General features: G+C 62.3%; 14 protein-coding genes. 11 read left to right on the top strand and 3 right to left on the bottom strand.

Features of this window, described 5'->3' with window-relative positions; genetic code table 11:
* Positions 1–54 precede the first annotated feature (54 nt).
* Positions 55–3,429 carry a transglutaminase family protein gene (locus tag HNO82_RS02345; protein WP_175342627.1) on the bottom strand — a complete coding sequence of 1,125 codons (3,375 nt, stop codon included), beginning with the start codon at positions 3,427–3,429 and terminating at the stop codon, positions 55–57.
* Between the two features lie 238 nt (positions 3,430–3,667).
* A complete protein-coding gene (locus HNO82_RS02340; RefSeq protein ID WP_008325526.1) occupies positions 3,668–4,894 on the bottom strand; it encodes a polyhydroxyalkanoate depolymerase in 1,227 nt (408 codons plus the stop codon).
* 333 nt (positions 4,895–5,227) lie between these two features.
* Between HNO82_RS02340 and HNO82_RS02335 the strand changes: the two genes are divergently transcribed.
* The 5 genes from HNO82_RS02335 to HNO82_RS02315 all read left to right on the top strand — a co-directional run bounded on the left by HNO82_RS02335 (position 5,228) and on the right by HNO82_RS02315 (position 10,155).
* Positions 5,228–5,884, top strand: coding sequence for a glutathione S-transferase family protein (locus tag HNO82_RS02335; RefSeq protein ID WP_008325524.1), 657 nt, complete (start codon positions 5,228–5,230; stop codon positions 5,882–5,884).
* Positions 5,885–5,981: 97 nt separating this feature from the next.
* Positions 5,982–6,425, top strand: coding sequence for a cupin domain-containing protein (locus HNO82_RS02330; RefSeq protein ID WP_008325522.1), 444 nt, complete (start codon positions 5,982–5,984; stop codon positions 6,423–6,425).
* Between the two features lie 258 nt (positions 6,426–6,683).
* Complete coding sequence (locus tag HNO82_RS02325) at positions 6,684–8,111, top strand: circularly permuted type 2 ATP-grasp protein (RefSeq protein ID WP_008325520.1); 1,428 nt, start codon at positions 6,684–6,686, stop codon at positions 8,109–8,111.
* Position 8,112: 1 nt separating this feature from the next.
* Complete coding sequence (locus HNO82_RS02320) at positions 8,113–9,105, top strand: alpha-E domain-containing protein (RefSeq protein ID WP_008325514.1); 993 nt, start codon at positions 8,113–8,115, stop codon at positions 9,103–9,105.
* A gap of 171 nt (positions 9,106–9,276) precedes the next feature.
* A complete protein-coding gene (locus HNO82_RS02315; protein ID WP_034349656.1) occupies positions 9,277–10,155 on the top strand; it encodes a proteasome-type protease in 879 nt (292 codons plus the stop codon).
* 187 nt (positions 10,156–10,342) lie between these two features.
* On the opposite strand, the gene purM is transcribed toward HNO82_RS02315, so the two are convergent.
* The gene (gene purM, locus HNO82_RS02310) at positions 10,343–11,386 is read right to left on the bottom strand and encodes a phosphoribosylformylglycinamidine cyclo-ligase (protein ID WP_008325512.1); all 1,044 of its coding nucleotides are present in this window, start codon (positions 11,384–11,386) and stop codon (positions 10,343–10,345) included.
* A gap of 104 nt (positions 11,387–11,490) precedes the next feature.
* Between purM and HNO82_RS02305 the strand changes: the two genes are divergently transcribed.
* The 6 genes from HNO82_RS02305 to HNO82_RS02280 all read left to right on the top strand — a co-directional run.
* A complete protein-coding gene (locus tag HNO82_RS02305) occupies positions 11,491–12,573 on the top strand; it encodes an AI-2E family transporter (protein ID WP_175342626.1) in 1,083 nt (360 codons plus the stop codon).
* Positions 12,574–12,697: 124 nt separating this feature from the next.
* Positions 12,698–13,414: a DnaA regulatory inactivator Hda gene (gene hda, locus HNO82_RS02300; protein WP_175342625.1), complete on the top strand. Its 717-nt coding sequence runs from the start codon at positions 12,698–12,700 to the stop codon at positions 13,412–13,414.
* Positions 13,411–14,094, top strand: coding sequence for a histidinol-phosphatase (locus HNO82_RS02295; RefSeq protein ID WP_175342624.1), 684 nt, complete (start codon positions 13,411–13,413; stop codon positions 14,092–14,094). Before hda ends, HNO82_RS02295 begins: the two co-directional genes overlap by 4 nt.
* Positions 14,091–15,704 (top strand): polynucleotide adenylyltransferase PcnB, encoded by a 1,614-nt coding sequence (gene pcnB, locus HNO82_RS02290; protein WP_175342623.1) that lies wholly within the window; start codon positions 14,091–14,093, stop codon positions 15,702–15,704. The genes HNO82_RS02295 and pcnB overlap by 4 nt, the downstream gene beginning before the upstream one ends.
* A 5-nt stretch (positions 15,705–15,709) precedes the next feature.
* Positions 15,710–16,195 (top strand): 2-amino-4-hydroxy-6-hydroxymethyldihydropteridine diphosphokinase, encoded by a 486-nt coding sequence (gene folK / locus HNO82_RS02285; RefSeq protein WP_175342622.1) that lies wholly within the window; start codon positions 15,710–15,712, stop codon positions 16,193–16,195.
* 309 nt (positions 16,196–16,504) lie between these two features.
* A partial coding sequence (locus tag HNO82_RS02280) for a two-partner secretion domain-containing protein (protein ID WP_175342621.1) occupies positions 16,505–17,245 on the top strand: 741 nt, incomplete at its 3' end.

Raw genomic sequence — 17,245 nt, 5'->3', positions numbered from 1 at the left:
AGTCAGTGAGTGGCCGGGCTGCGCGCCGCGCCTGCAACGGCGCCCGGCTCAGTTTTAGAAGTAGCGTAAGTCTAACGTAAAAGGAAACTCGATAGACGCCCGCGCCGGGGTGAGCTGCCATTTTCCCGGGGTATGGTTCATGCGGAAATAGCGCGCCAGGCGGCGGCTTTCCGCCTCGAAGGCATTGACCGGGAAGGTTTCGTAATTGCGACCGCCCGGATGCACCACATGATATTGGCAACCGCCCAGGCTGCGGCCATTCCACGTATCGATCAGGTCGAAGGTCAGCGGCGAATCCACCGGGATGGTCGGATGCAGCGCCGACGGCGGCTGCCAGGCCCGATAACGTACACCGGAGACGAACTGCCCGACGGTACCGGTCGGCTGCAGCGGCACCGGAACGCCATTGCAGGTCAGCACGTAACGGTCGGAGGCCATGCCGGTGATCTTGACCTGCAGGCGTTCCAGCGAGGAATCCACATAGCGCGCCGTGCCGCCACCGCTGTTTTCCTCGCCCAGCACGTGCCAGGGTTCGAGCGCAGTGCGCAATTCGACCTGCATGCCCTTGACGGCATAGTCGCCGATCTTGGGGCAGCGGAATTCCATGTGCGGCGCGAACCATTCGGCCCGCATGGGATAGCCGGCCTCGTTCATGTCGGCCATCACGTCGGCAAAATCCTGCTCGATGAAGTGCGGCAGCAGGAAGCGGTCATGCAGTTCCGTGCCCCAGCGCACCAGGCGCGCCGGCTTGTAGGGCTCCTTCCAGAAGCGCGCCACCAGACCACGCAGCAGCAGTTGCTGGGTCAGGCTCATGCGCGCATGCGGCGGCATTTCGAAGGCGCGCAGCTCCAGGAGGCCCAGGCGGCCGGTGGCGCTGTCGGGGGAATACATCTTGTCGATGCAGAACTCGGCGCGGTGGGTGTTGCCGGTCACGTCGATCAAGAGATTGCGCAGCAGGCGGTCCACCAGCCAGGGCGGGCATTCCCCTTTGGCGACCTGCTTGTCCATCTCGCTGAAGGCCAGTTCGATTTCCACCGTCGAATCGTTGCGCGCCTCATCGATGCGCGGCGCCTGCGAGGTCGGACCGATGAACATGCCCGAGAACAGGTAGGACAACGAAGGATGATTGTGCCAGTAGGAGATCAGGCTGCGCAGCAGATCGGGGCGTCGCAGGAAAGGTGAATCACTGGTCGTGATGCCGCCCAGGACCATGTGATTGCCGCCCCCGGTGCCGGAATGATGGCCATCGAGCATGAACTTTTCTGTCGTCAGGCGCGAGGCCCGTGCGGCCTCATACAGGTGGGTGGTCTGCTCGACCAGTTCGCTCCAGTTGTTGGCCGGCTGGATGTTGACCTCGATCACGCCCGGGTCGGGCGTGACGCTGAACTTGCGCAGACGCGGATCGTGCGGCGGCTCGTAGCCTTCCAGCAGGACCGGCTGCTTGAGCTCCTCGGCCACGGCCTCGATGGCGGCCACCAGTTCCAGATAATGCTCCAGCTGCGCCAGCGGCGGCATGAAGAGGTAGAACACGCCATTGCGTACCTCGGCACACAGCGCGGTGCGGGTCAGCCAGTTGGCTGATTCGAAGGGGGCGGGCACGGTCTGGGTAGCGGTGCTGGCCGCCGTAGTGGCTGCACTGCTGCGGCCTTCGCCAGTGATGGCAGCGGCCGCGCTGGCAGCCTTGTCCGGGCGCGCCGCCGGTTCCTGCGGACTGCCCAGCTGGCGGCGGATCTCGGCGCTGCTGGGCAAGGGGCGGAAGTTCTGGGTGGGATCGGCCGGATGGACGGCGGGATACTCGCCCTCCTTGACCCAGGGCAGCGAATCCAGCGGCAGGCGATAACCCAGGGGAGAGTCGCCCGGATACAGGTAGCAGCGCTCACTGCGCAGGAACCACGCACCGCTCTGCCAGCCGAGCCCATCGTCGCGACGCGCCAGCGGCAGCACATGGCCGACCGCACTTTGCAGGCCCTGCGTGAAGACCTTCATCAGGCGCTCGCGCTCCTGCTTGTCATCCACGCGCGAATCGAAGGGATCGACGTTGCCCGGCAGGCGGCGCTCGCGCCACATGTAGTAGAACACGTCTTCATAAGCCGGGAAGACGTTCTTGCCATCCACCTGCAAACGCTGCGCCACGCGATGCAGGAAATGGCTGGTGACGATCTTGTCGATCACGTTCGGCCGGGTCTCGTCACCGATCAGGGCCGGATTGAGCCAGATCGGTTCACCGTCGCGGCGCCAGTAGCAATTGAGCGCCCAGCGCGGCAACTGCTCGCCCGGATACCACTTGCCCTGGCCGAAATGCGGCAGACCCTGCGCGGCGTACTTGTTGCGCATGCGGTGATACAGCTCGGCCGCCAGCGGCTTCTTGGTCGGGCCCATGGCGGCGGTGTTCCACTCCGGCTCGTCCGGGTGGTCCAGCGAGACGAAGGTCGGTTCGCCGCCCATGGTCAGGCGCACGTCATTGGCCTGCAGGTCAGCATCGATGGCATGGCCCAGTTTCTCGATGGCGGCCCATTGTTCTTCGGTATAGGGCTTGGTCACGCGCGGCGCTTCCCAGATGCGCCGGACCGACATCAGGTGCTCGAACTCCACCTCGCAGGGATCGACCAGGCCGCTGACCGGCGCAGCCGAGGCCGGCTCGGGTGTGCAGGACAAGGGGATGTGGCCTTCCCCGGCGAACAGGCCCGAAGTCGGGTCCAGCCCGACCCAGCCGGCACCGGGCAGATAGACCTCGCACCAGGCGTGCAGGTCGGTGAAGTCGGCCTCGGGACCGGAGGGACCATCCAGCGATTTCTGGTCGGCGGTCAGCTGGATCAGGTAGCCGGAGACGAAGCGCGCGGCCAGGCCCAGGTGGCGCAGCAACTGCACCAGCAACCAGGAGGAGTCACGGCAGGAGCCGGACTTCAGGGTCAGCGTTTCTTCCGGCGTCTGCACGCCGGGTTCCATGCGGATGGTGTAGCCGATGTGATTGGCCAGCTTCTGGTTCAAGGCCACCAGGAAATTGGCGCTGCCCACCTTCTCGCGTGGAACGCTCTTGAGGAATTGCTCGAACAACGGCGACAACGGCAGTTTCTGGCGATAGGGCAACAGCTCGTTCTGCAGGTCCTCGGCATACTCGAAAGGGAACTGCTCGGCGTAAGGTTCGAGGAAGAAATCGAAGGGATTGATGACCGACATCTCGGCCACCAGATCCACCTCGATCTTGAATTCGGTGGTCTTCTCGGGGAACACCAGGCGTGCCAGGTAGTTCGATTCCGGGTCCTGCTGCCAGTTGATGAAATGCGGCTCGGGCAGCACGCGCAGCGAATAGCTCAGGATGCGGGTACGACTGTGCGGGGCGGGACGCAAGCGGACGACTTGCGGACCCAGGTTGATGGCACGGTCGTACTTGTAAGAGGTGACATGGTTCAGGGCCACGTGGATCGACATGGAATTCCTTTACGACAAGCAAATGGTCAAGCGCGGGGCTTGGTTGTTGGCGATATGCGGAGCAGTTCTCCTGCATACCTTGTTTTTCTTACCGCCTGATTACTTTCCTGATGACTATCCTGTTGGAGCTACCTCGTTGTGAGTGTATGTGAGAGTGTTAGTGCCGGGCGAAGAAAAACTTAAACTTTCGATCCTGAAGACTAAGTTTTTCACTCGCGTCGGTAAGCACGCCGCAAGCTCACCGGTGATTCATGTTAATGAAATCCCGCAGCCGCGGATAGATCTCGTTGTCCCAACGTCGTCCGTTGAAGACACCGTAATGCCCCACCGCCGTCTGAACATGGTGCAGACGCCTGTAGGGCCGGATGCTGCTGCACATTTCCTGTGCGGCCACGGTCTGGCCGACCGCACAGATATCGTCCTTCTCGCCCTCGATGGTGAATAGCGCGGTGCGACGGATGGCGCGCGGGTCGACCACGCGTTCGCGGTAGGTCAGCTTGCCCAGCGGCAGCGCATGTTCCTGGAACACCGTGCGGACCGTTTCCAGATAGAACTCCGCCGGCAGGTCGGCCATGGCGAAATACTCTTCGTAGAAATCCCTGATCTGTGCCGCCTGCGCCTGCTCGCCCTCGACCAGATGATGATAGAGCTTGCGGAAAGCCTCGATGTGGCGGTTCAGGTTCATGTTCATGAAGGCGCCCAGCTGCACGAAGCCCGGATAGACACGCCGCCCGGCCCCGACATGGCGCGCCGGAACGGTGCTGATCATGTTCTTTTCGAACCAGCTGATCGGCTTGCTCTTGGCCAGCGCGTTGACCGCGGTCGGATTGACCCGGGTATCGAGCGGCCCGGCCATCAGGGTCAGGGTGCGCGGCTGCGCGGGGTGATTGTCCTCGGCCATGATCGAGGTGGCAGTCAGTGCGGCCACCGTGGGCTGGCACACGGCCAGCAGATGCGCGCCGGGACCGAGCACCGCGAGAAAATCGATGACATGGGAAACGTATTCATCCAGACCAAAGCGACCATGCTCCAGGGCAACATCGCGCGCATTGCGCCAGTCGGTGATGTAGACATCATGGTCACGCAGGAGCGTCCTGACGGTCCCGCGCAGCAGCGTGGCGAAGTGGCCCGACATCGGCGCCACCACCAGCACCTTGGGTTGGGCATCCGAGGTTTCCTTGCGGAAACGCAGCAGGCCACAGAAGGGCGTGGCGCTGATTTCCTCCTCGTGCACCGCAATTGTGCGCCCACCATCGACCACCTCGACGATGTCGAAGGGCGGGCGTGCATGGGTCAACTGGGTGCGCGCAAAGACCTCGCAGGCCGAGGCCATCTTGCGCAGGGCCGGATTGACCGGCATGCCGGGCCAGGTCGCTCCCAGCAGGGGCGCCATCATGCGGGCACAGGCCCGCAGCGGATCGGTGGCGTCGGCGTAGTTCTGGTAGAGCTGATAGGTATTGATCATGAAGCGCCGCCCTCGGTTGTCTCTTTTTGGTGTCCGCTCGCCCCGCCATCGATGCAATTGTCGTGCCATTGATGGTGACGCAAGCCCCGCGCGGACGGCATTTGTGCAATGCCGGATGCGCCAGATGGCTGCGCACATCACCTCGCGCACGCTCGATCGACTTTTCCCGCGAGCTGGCACAAGCCTTGCAAGTAGCGGTAGGCGGTCCGCTCCGGTGGCCCGTGTCCGCCCCGAGCGCAGACGGTGCGGACGATGAAGATGATGAACAAGACACCGCCGCTCACGCGGCCGCGTGCCCAAAGTCAACCTGCACAAAACAGATAAGGGACTGACATGCCTAAGACGACTTTGCGCATCACCAGCAAGAACTACTCCTCGTGGTCCCTGCGCGGCTGGCTCATGGCCAGGTTCGCCGGGCTCTCTTTCGAGGAAGACATCGTACCGCCGGACGATCCGTCGGCACGGGCAGAGATCCTGCTGCTGTCTTCCTCCATCCTGGTACCCAGCCTGCACCATGGCGACGTACTGGTATGGGATACGCTGGCCATTGCCGAATATCTCAACGAAATCCGCCCCGGTGCAAAGCTGCTGCCGGCCGACCTCGCCGCCCGTGCGCATTGCCGCTCGGTATGCGGTGAAATGCACTCGGGCTTCTCGGCCCTGCGCGCAGCGCTGCCGATGAATCTCAAGGGCCACTTCCCCAACTTCAAGGTGTGGTCCCGCGCCGAAGCCGACATCGTACGCATCACCACCATCTGGAAGGAATGCCTGGCCAAGTATGGCGGCCCCTTCCTGTTCGGCGAACAGCGCACCATGGCCGATGCCATGTACGCGCCCGTGGTGACGCGCTTCATGACCTATGACGTCAAGCTCGATCCGATCTGCACCGCCTATGCCAAGCGCATCATGGCCATGCCGGAGATGCAGGAATGGATCGCGGCAGCCAAAAAGGAACCGGAGGATATCGACGAACTGGACGTGGAATTCTAGGGCGCAGAAGCATCAGCACCAATGAGCAAAGGCAGCAAAGTCGCGCCCGTTTTTTGTCGCAGGCCCATGGCGGGAGACCGCAGAAAGGATGGATGTGATGAATACCGTAGCTGATCCAAGCGTACTGGCGCAAAACACCTTCTCGCATGTGAGCGAGGGCGACACGCCCTATGAAACCGGCGGTCTGCGCGACTTCTTCCTGTATCGCGACCTGGGCATTGCCGCCGCTACCGGCGGCCAGGTGGTGGCCCAGCTGGTCAAGGCCAACATGGCGCCCCAGACGGGTACCGGGTGGCACCGACACGAAGCCAACTTCCATATCGTCATCATGTTGAAAGGCTGGGCGCGCTTCATGTATGAAACCGAGGTCACGCTGGTCAAGGCGGGCGATTGCGTGCACCAGCGACCGGGCATCGTGCACTTCCTGTTCGACTATTCGCCCGACATGGAATATCTCGAAATCGTTAGTCCGGCCGACTTCAAGACCATCGATATGCCGGCCCCCTGTGCGGTTCCCGCAGCCACGCCATGGAATAACTGAAGCCGCTGCGGGTCTGCGTTTGATGGCAGCAGACCCGCACGGGCGAGGAGCAAAAGCATGCAATTTTCCTCTGTCAAAAATTTCAAGCCTCTGTTAGTCTTTCTTCATGCACGCTGGCTCTGGCGTGCAGGTGCAGTTCCTTAGCGCCATCGCTTCATGCCGTACCCACGCTGTAGTTTTGCCGTACCCACCGCCTCTGTTTTCGTTACAACCCACTTAGAAAGATTCCCGCTCCCCACGGGAACACGAAGCAAATCTATGGCACATTTTTTTGATGAGATGTATTCAGGAGGCGCCGGCAGCGAAGCAGGTCAAGTGCGTCAGCACTATGCAGAATTCGCCAGCTGGCTTTCCGCGCAATCGCCGGAAATCATCGCCCGCAAACGTGCCGAATCCGACCTGATCTTCCGCCGCGTCGGCATTACCTTTGCCGTCTATGGAAACGATGCCGGCACCGAGCGCCTGATCCCCTTCGACATCATCCCGCGCATCATCCACAAGGCCGAATGGGCCAAACTGGAAGCGGGACTGGTCCAGCGCGTCAAGGCGCTCAACATGTTCATCCACGACATCTACCACGAGCAGAAGATCGTCAAGGCCGGCATCATCCCGCCCGAGCAGATCTTCCAGAACGCCCAGTACCGGCGCGAGATGCAGGATGTGAACGTGGTCAACGACATCTACGCCCACATCGCGGGTGTCGATATCGTGCGCGCGGGCGAAGGTGAATTCTACGTCCTGGAAGACAATCTGCGCGTGCCGTCCGGAGTCTCCTACATGCTGGAGAACCGCAAGATGATGATGCGGCTCTTCCCCGACCTCTTCAAGCGCCACAAGATCGCGCCGGTCGATCACTATCCCGACCTGCTGCTGGACAACCTGCGTTCGGTGGCCCCGGCCGGGGTGACCGATCCGACCGTGGTGGTGATGACTCCCGGCATGTACAACTCGGCCTACTTCGAGCATGCCTTCCTGGCCCAGCAGATGGGGGTGGAACTGGTGGAGGGGCAGGATCTGTTCGTCAAGGACAACGTGGTCTACATGCGCACCACGCGCGGCCCCAAGCGGGTCGACGTGATCTATCGCCGCATCGACGACGACTTCCTCGATCCGCTGGCCTTCCGTCCCGATTCGGCCCTCGGTGTGCCGGGCCTGCTGCAGGCCTATCGCGCCGGCAAGGTGACGCTGACCAATGCCATCGGTACCGGCGTGGCCGACGACAAGTCGATCTATCCGTATGTGCCGGACATGGTGCGCTTCTATCTGACCGAAGAGCCCATCCTCAACAACGTACCGACTTACCAGTGCCGCAAGAAGGAAGATCTCTCCTACACCCTGGCCAATCTGGAAAAGCTGGTGGTCAAGGAAGTGCACGGTGCTGGTGGCTACGGGATGCTGGTCGGCCCGGCCTCCACCAAACAGGAAATCGAGGACTTCCGCGCGCGCATCATCGCCAAACCCGATGGCTACATCGCCCAGCCCACGCTGGCCCTGTCGGTGTGCCCGACCTATGTGGAGTCCGGCATCGCGCCGCGCCACCTGGATCTGCGTCCCTTCGTCTTGTCGGGCAAGCAGATCACCATGGTCAAGGGCGGCTTGACGCGCGTGGCCTTGAAGGAAGGCTCGCTGGTGGTGAATTCGTCGCAAGGCGGCGGCACCAAGGACACCTGGATTCTGGAGAAATAAGATGCTCAGCCGTACCGCCGATCACCTCTTCTGGATGGCCCGCTACACCGAGCGCGCCGAGAACACCGCCCGCATGCTGGACGTGCACGTACAGACCGCGCTGCTGCCGCAATCGGTGGATGACGCCGAGCAGGGCTGGCGTGCCGTGCTGGGCATCTCGGAACTGCTCTATGGCTACAACCAGAAATACGACAAGCTCACGCAAAAGGATGTCATCGACTTCATGGTGCGTGACCCCAACAATCCGTCCTCGATCGCCTCCTGCCTGCGCCAGGCGCGCGAGAATGCGCGCGCCGTGCGCGGCGCGCTGACCACCGAAGCCTGGGAGATCCAGAACGCCACCTGGATCAAGATGCAGTCCTACCTGCAAACCAATGCGCTGGAACAGAACCCCAGCGACTTCTTCGAATGGGTCAAGCATCGTTCGCATCTCTCGCGCGGTGTCACCATCGGCACCATGCTGGAGGACGAGGCCTTCCACTTCATCCGCCTGGGCACCTTCCTGGAACGTGCCGACAATACGGCGCGCATCATCGATGTCAAGTTCCACGGCACCAAGGAAGCGCAGTCGCAGAAGCTCAATGGCCAGTCGCAGTCGCAAAGCCAGGCCGCCCGCGATGAAGCAGGACAGCTGGACTTCTACTACTGGGCGGCGATCCTGCGTTCGGTGTCGGGCTTCGAGATCTACCGCAAGGTCTACCGCGACGTCATCACGCCTGAACGGGTGGCCGAGCTGCTGATCCTGCGCGCGGACATGCCGCGTTCGCTCTTGGCCTGCATGGGCAACGTGATCTCCAACCTGCACCATGTGCGCAACGATGTCTCGGCCGATACCGAGCGCTTTGCCGGCAAGCTCCACGCCGACCTGAAGTTCGCCCGCATCGAGGAAATCCTGGAGGCCGGATTGCACGATACGCTCACCGAGTTCCTGGAGCGCATCTTCGAGCTGGGCAATCGCATCAGCCGCGATTTTCTTGTTCCTTTGGCAGCGTAAGCCGCTCCGGCTGTGCCTGGCGCGCAAGAAAGAAGCACAGCCGCTGTCATCTTTTCGGGAAACAGGCCGTTACTGTAGGTACGTCACGACAGATGCCCCCGGCGCGCACGCTCTGGCGCCGGGCCTTACGGTAAAATCCGGCTTTCCGTTTCCACGTATCACGTTGCCATCATGACCTACTGCGTAGCCATGCGCCTCAACAGCGGCCTGGTGTTCCTGTCCGATTCGCGCACCAATGCGGGAGTGGACCACATCGGGACCTTCCGCAAGATGAGTGTTTACGAAAATCCGGGCGACCGCGTGATGGTCTTGATGACCGCCGGCAACCTGTCGATTTCGCAATCCATCCGCCAGATGCTCACCGAGCGCACCAATGCCGAGGGACGCAGCATCTGGACCGCCACCACCATGTACGAAGCCGCGCAGATCCTGGGCGACGCCATTCGCGCCGTGCATGACCGCGAAGCCGCCGAGCTGAGCAAGTTCGGTATCGATTTCAACGTCAGCATCATCTTTGGCGGACAGATCCGTGGCGAGCGTTGCCGCCTGTTCCAGATGTATTCCGCAGGCAACTTCATCGAATCGCACGATGAGAACACCTACTTCCAGATCGGCGAATCCAAGTACGGCAAGCCCATCATCGACCGCGTGGTCACCCCCCAGACCTCGCTGGACGAGGCGGCCAAGTGTGCGCTCATCTCCATGGATTCGACCTTGAAGTCCAACATCTCGGTGGGCCTGCCGCTGGACCTGCTGGTCTACGAAAGCGAAGACCTGGCCGTGACGCGCTTCGTCACCATCGATGAGCAGAACCAGTATTTCCAGATGATCCGGCGCAGCTGGGGTTCGCAATTGAAGCGCGTCTTCGAGGCCATCGATGATCCGGTCTGGGATGCCCCACCGGAAGACACCCTCAATGTGCTCTCGACGGCCACCGACATCAGCGAGCCGGTGCGCGTGCCGCCGCCGAATGGCGTGGCGAGGGGACTGCAGGCGGTGCCGCGGCAGATCCTGGCCGAACAGGATGGGGATGTCGGGCAGGCGAGCTGAACTGTTAGATTTTTCTTTTTGGAAACTTAGTTTTTGTTTTGACAAAACTAAGTTAAAACCAAGTTTTCATCTGGCGGGAAATGTTCTGCCGGAAATAAAAAAGGCTGCATTCCGAAGAATGCAGCCTTTTAAACTTTGTAAATCCTTAAAAGGATTTACATGATTTTCATGGCTTTGCCTGTCCGGCTTAGCGCACGATGGTCTGCGCTTCGCCTTCGGCGCGGGCGCGGATGGTACCGATACGGTAGACGGTTTCACCAGCGGCCTTCAGGTGAGCTTCAGCAGCGTCAGCGTTTTCCCGGGAGACGATCACGGTCATGCCGATGCCACAGTTGAAGACGCGGTGCATTTCCGCATCGGCCACGCCACCGTGCTGCTGCAGCCAGGTGAACAGCGGCGGCATGGTCCAGGACTTGGCATCCAGTTCAGCGGTCAGGTGATCCTGCAGCACGCGCGGGATGTTCTCGACCAGGCCGCCACCGGTGATGTGGACCATGCCCTTGACTTCCAGCTTCTCCATCAGCGACAGCAGCGGCTTGACGTAGATGCGGGTCGGGGCCATCAGTACATCGGCCAGCTTGCGGCCGTGGAAATCGGCGTCCAGGTCCGGCTTGGCCACCTCCAGGATCTTGCGCACCAGCGAATAACCGTTGGAATGCGCACCCGACGAGGCCAGGCCCAGCACCACGTCGCCCGGGGCAATCTTGGTGCCGTCGATGATCTTGGACTTTTCCACCGCGCCCACGGCAAATCCTGCCAGATCGTATTCACCATCGGGGTACATGCTGGGCATTTCAGCGGTTTCACCGCCGATCAGGGCGCAGCCGGCCTGTTCGCAACCGGCGGCGATGCCCTTGATGACATCGGTGGCCGAGGGCACGTCCAGCTTGCCGCAGGCAAAGTAATCCAGGAAGAACAGCGGCTCGGCGCCCTGCACCAGGATGTCGTTGACGCTCATGGCCACCAGGTCGATACCAACCGTATCGTGACGATTGAGGTGGAAGGCCAGCTTGAGCTTGGTGCCCACGCCGTCGGTACCGGAGACCAGCACCGGCTCCTTGTACTTCTTGCTGATCTCGAACAGGGCACCGAACCCGCCAATGCCGCCCAGCACGCCTTCGCGGGTGGTGCGCTTGGCGAACGGCTTGATCGCTTCGACCAGGGCGTCACCGGCATCGATATCGACGCCAGCGTCACGGTAGGAGAGGGAGACATTGGAAGGTGAAGTCATGATGAAATATTGCCAGTGAAGACGGTAAAATAGGGGATTCAGGGGCGAAGCCGCCCTGCCAAGCCGTGATTTTAACAAAACCGACACTCCCGAACTCCGAATCCATGCCTTTTTCTTTATCCGAAGAGCAAAAACAGAACCTGGCGTGGCTCATTGTCGGCATTTTGCTATTGACGCTGCTGGTGGCGCTGGGGCCGATGCTGTCCCCCTTTGTTGCCGCCGGCATCATCGGTTATGCGCTCAACCCCGGCGTGGACTGGATCGCCAGCCGTCGCATCGGTCCGGTCCGCATCCCGCGTTTCGTGGGCGTGACGATCATGGTGTTGCTGCTGATCCTGGCCGGCCTGGCCCTGGTGCTGATCGTGGTACCGCTGGTGCTGCGCCAGATCCCGCTGCTGCAGGCCCAGATACCGCCGCTGCTGGACAAGTTGAATGCCTTCCTCTCGCCGCGCCTGCACCAGCTGGGTATCGACGTGCGACTGGACCTGGCCGGCATCAAGGCCTTGCTCACGCAACAGATCAGCACCAGCGGCGACGAGCTGTGGAGTTCGGTGCTGGCCTCGGCCAAGGTAGGCGGCACGGCGCTGCTGGCCTGGCTGGCCAATCTGCTGTTCGTGCCGATGGTGCTGTTTTACCTGCTGCAGGACTGGCATCCCTTCCAGAAACGCCTGCAGATCCTGATCCCGCGCCGCTGGGCCGGTCGCGTCAACACCATGGCGACCGAGGTCGACAGTCTGCTGGGACAGTACCTGCGTGGACAATTGCTGGTGATGCTGGTGCTGGCGGTCTATTATTCGGTTGCGCTCAGCGTCGCCGGATTCGACAGCGCCCTTCCCGTGGGCGTGTTGACGGGCCTGCTGGTGTTCATCCCCTACGTGGGTTTTGGTCTCGGGCTGGTGCTGGCGATACTGGCGGCCATCCTGCAATTCGATGGTGCCATCGGCCTGTTGTGGGTAGCCCTGATTTATGGCGTGGGACAGGTGCTGGAAAGCTTCATCCTCACGCCCAAGCTGGTGGGCGAGCGTATCGGCCTGCATCCGCTGGTGGTGATTTTCGCCTTGCTGGCCTTCGGCCAGTTGTTCGGCTTCGTCGGCGTGCTGCTGGCGCTGCCGGCCTCGGCCATTGTCTCGGTGATCGCCATCCATGTGCGGCGCGAGTATCTGGCCAGCAATTTTTACAACCGTTGAAGAGTCTATGATTGATCACAGCCCCCCCTGCCCTTGCAGGACGCTGCGCAGGCCCGGGCGCTTGGCGCCGTCCTGCATTAACTGGCTGCCATACCCTGACAGCCGCCGTAGCTGATACACGCCGATGAAACAGATTCCGCTCGATTTGAGCGCGGACCAGCCGCAAAGCTTCGACAGCTTCGTGACCGGCCGCAATGCAGAACTGCTGGAGCGCTTGAAGCTGCTGGCCACGGCCGGCGCGGAGCAATCCGCCCAGCGCGGCAGCGCCAGCACCGACCGCTTCATCTACCTCTGGGCCGAAGCCGGTGCCGGCAAGACCCACCTGCTGCATGCCCTGGCCACCAAGGCCGGACAGGAAGGCCAGCGCGCACGCCTGATCGGTGCCGACTCTCCCGACGCCGCCTTCGACTATCACCCGCAGACCAGTCACTACCTGCTCGACGATGTCGATCAGCTGTTCGAGGAACAGCAGATCGCTGCCTTCAACCTGTTCAACCAGATCCGCGAACAGGGCGGCTGCATGGTCTGCACCGGCACCCTGCCACCGACCCGCCTGGAGTTGCGCGAAGACCTGCGCACCCGGCTCGGCTGGGGCCTGATCTACCAGGTGCATGACCTGTCGGACGACGAGAAGATCGCCGCCCTGCTGCAGATCACCCTGGACCGCGGCCTGGAGATCCCTCCCGCCGTGATGATGTACATGCTCACCCACTACCGACGCGACATGCCCTCGCTGTCGCGCATGCTCGACGCGCTGGACCGCTACTCGCTGGCCACCAAGCGCGCCATCACCCTGCCCTTGCTACGCGAACTGTTACAACAGGAATCCGAAGAACAATGAACCTCGCCCTTTTCGATCTCGACCATACCCTGCTGCCGCTCGACTCCGACCACGAGTGGGGCGAATTCATGGCGCGCATCGGCGCCGTGGATGCCGACAGCTTCCGCAAGGCCAATGACGAATGGTTCGCCCATTATCAGAACGGCACGCTCGATCCGGTGGCCTACCTGGAGTTTGCGCTGGGCAACCTGTCGCGCTTCACGCGTACACAGCTCGACGAGATGCACCTGCAATTCATGGACGAAGTGGTCAAGCCCGCCATCCTGCCGCAAGCCGTGGCCCTGGTGAAGAAGCATCTCGACGCCGGTGACCTGTTGGCCATCGTCACCGCCACCAACCACTTCGTGACCAAGCCCATCGCCTCGCACTTCGGCGTGGAACACCTGATCGCCGCCCTGCCCATGCTCGATGAAAAGGGCAACCTCACCGGCAAGCTCGACGGTACGCCTACCTTCGGCCCGGGCAAGATCGTGCATACCGAAGCCTGGCTGGAACGCCTGGGCTTCAAGCTGGCCCAGTTCGAGCGCAGCTACTTCTACAGCGATTCGCAGAACGACATTCCGCTGCTCGAACGCGTAACCGATCCCATCGCCACCAACCCCAACGACAAGCTGCTGGCCCATGCCCAGGCGCGCGGCTGGCCGGTGCTGAACCTCTTCGCCGACGGCCACGCGCAATGATCAAGAAACTGATTCGCTCCATTCTGGGCCGGGGCAAGACCGCCGCTGCCGAGGGCACCGAGCCGCCCAAGAAATCGCGCGCCAAGGCGAGTGCCAACGGGGGGAAGATCGAGCCCGATGTGCTCGGCCCCAAGCAGCACGGCATTGATCCGGCGCTGGTTTCGCCCAATGCGGTGCGTGTGACGCAGACCCTGCAGGAAGCCGGCTACAAGGCCTTCATCGTCGGCGGTGCGGTACGTGACCTGCTCCTGGGCATCAAGCCCAAGGACTTTGATGTGGCCACCAATGCCACGCCGGAACAGGTCAAGCAACTGTTTCGCCGCGCCTTCATCATCGGGCGCCGCTTCCAGATCGTGCATGTGATGTTTGGTCAGGAACTGATCGAAGTCACCACCTTCCGTGGTGCCTCGGCCGAAGCGGCGCCCAAGGATGAGCACGGCCGCGTGCTGCGCGACAACACCTTCGGCGAGCAGCATGAGGATGCCACCCGGCGCGATTTCACCATCAACGCGATGTACTACGATCCGGCCAGCCAGGCGGTGCTGGATTATCACGGCGGCATCGCCGACATCCGCGACAAGAAACTGCGCATCATCGGCGAACCGGAAGCGCGCTACCGCGAAGACCCGGTGCGCATGTTGCGCGTGGTGCGCTTCGCGGCCAAGCTCAAGTTCACCATCGACCCGGCCAGCAGCGCGCCAATCCGCGTGATGGCCCCGCTGATCGACAACGTACCCGCAGCGCGTGTCTTCGATGAAATGTTGAAGCTGCTCATGAGCGGCCATGCCCTGGCCTGCCTGCAGCAGTTGCGCAAGGAGGGTCTGCATCACGGCCTGCTGCCGCTCTTGGATGTGGTGCTGGAACAGCCGCTGGGGGAGAAGTTCGTCAGCCTGGCGCTGGCCAATACCGATGCCCGCGTCAAGGAAGGCAAGGGGGTCTCGCCGGGCTTCCTGTTCGCTTCGCTGCTGTGGCATCAGGTGCTGGAGAAATGGCGTGCCTACCAGGCTGCCGGTGAGTATCCGATCCCCGCGCTGCATCTGGCCGCCGATGACGTGCTCGATGCGCAAACCGAGAAGCTGGCACTGCAACGCAAGATCGCCTCCGACATGCGCGACATCTGGGCCATGCAGCCGCGCTTTGAACGTCGCGTCGGCAAGGCGCCCTACAAGCTGTTGGAACATCTGCGCCTGCGCGCCGGTTTCGATTTCCTGCTGCTGCGCTGCCAGTCCGGTGAACTCGATGCCGAACTCGGCGAATGGTGGGAAGCCTTCATCGCCGGCAACGGTGCCGAGCGTGAAGAACTGATCGCCCGCAAGCCGGCCGATGCCGCCGGCGGCGGTGCCGGCCCCAAGAAGCGCAAGCGCCGAGGCGGACGTAGCCGCAGCAAGTCTGGCGCCGACATGGGCGGCAACGACAGCGGTATCGAGCAGGAGAGCACGCCGCCCGCAGAGACCCGCACACCCACCCTCAAGGAAACGGCCGAGAGCGCCGCTGAACCGGCCGACGCCGGGACCGCAGAAGCTCCCAAGCGCCGTCGCCGTCGTCGCAGCAGTAGTGGCGCTGGTGGTAGCGCCGCGGGTGGTGACAGTACGCCTGCGGGCGACGACTGAGCCGCGTGGCGTCCTCTTTCACGCGGGCCTGGATCGGTATCGGTGGCAACCTGGGCGATGCCCGCGCCACCGTCGAAGAGGCGCTCGCCCACCTGGCCCGGCTGCCGCAGTCGCAACTGCTGCGCAGCTCCTCGCTCTATCGCACCGCCCCCATCGATTCCAGCGGCGATGACTACGTCAACGCCGTGGCGTTGCTCAGTACCTCACTCACGGCGCTGGATCTGCTGCACGCCCTGCAGGCCATCGAACTGCAGCACGGACGTGAACGCCCCTATCGCAATGCCCCCCGCACGCTGGATCTGGATGTGTTGATGTACGGAGATGCACGCCTGCAGGAAGAGGCACTGATCGTCCCGCATCCGCGTATGACGCAGCGCGCCTTCGTGCTGGTGCCCATGCTGGAGATCGATACGGACGTGGTGATCCCGGGACTGGGACCGGCCCGCGATTTTCTCGATGCGATCAGGAACCAGGCCATTAGCCGGCTATGACTTGCTTGCCGCGACAGGAAAATTGCATTCCTGCCCGATGGGCTCCCCTCCTGCGCTGACGTACAAGCAAGCCCAACAGGCCGGGAAAGCCCGGTCGTCATCGATTCACAACCGATAGGCATCTCATCAAAATCATCTTGCAGCTTCGCAATGAATTGATATTCGAAAGCGATCGAATTGCTTGAAACCTGCGTTCTTTAGTTTCCAGCAAATGAGACATTTCTGATTTTTAGCGCCGATACAAAAAAATAGACTGCTGCTCCGATCGTCTTGCCCTTTCGCAAGGCGGGTATCACGGAGGAGAGTCCTTTGAACCGGCTGCGCTACAAACTGATCTTCAACCGTCATCGCGGCATGGTGATGGCAGTGGCAGAAACCGCGTCTGTCATCAGTGCCAAGAGGCGAGGAACGGCCCGAGCCGCAGTGGTGCCGCTCACGCTGCTGCCATGGCGCACCGCGCGCATTGCACTGTGCGTGGCACTGGCATGGCAGAGCCTGTCGCATGCGCAGATCCTGGTCGACCGCAACGCCCCGCGCGAACAGCAGCCGTTGGTGGTCAAGGCGGCCAATGGCGTGCCGGTAGTCAACATCCGGCAGCCCAACGCAAGAGGACTCTCGGTCAACAGCTATCGGCGCTTCGATGTCGATGAGCGGGGCGCCATCCTCAACAACGCGGGCGGCTCCAGCAAGACCGAACTGGGCGGCTACATCGCCGGCAATCCCTGGATGCCCCAGGGTGGCGCGCAGGTCATTCTCAACCAGATCAACTCATCGGACCCGAGCTACCTGCGTGGCTTCATCGAGGTCGCCGGCAACCGGGCGCAGGTGATCATCGCCAACCCCTCCGGCATCACCTGTGCCGGTTGCGGTTTCATCAATGCGCAGCGCGCCACCATGACCACGGGGACGCCGGTCATCCGACAGGGCAACCTGGAGAGCTATCGTGTTGGCGGCGGCGTCATCAGCTTTGAAGGATCCGGCCTGCGAGCCGGTGACACGACATATGCGGAGGTGATCGCCCGAGCGGTCCGTGTTCATGCTGCCTTGCGC

The organism is Herbaspirillum sp. C9C3, assembly GCF_013359625.1.
In the GTDB taxonomy this organism is placed as follows: domain Bacteria; phylum Pseudomonadota; class Gammaproteobacteria; order Burkholderiales; family Burkholderiaceae_D; genus Herbaspirillum.
The sequence above is the reverse complement of the archived record's forward strand: the minus strand, read 5'-3'. Positions and strand labels throughout refer to the sequence as shown.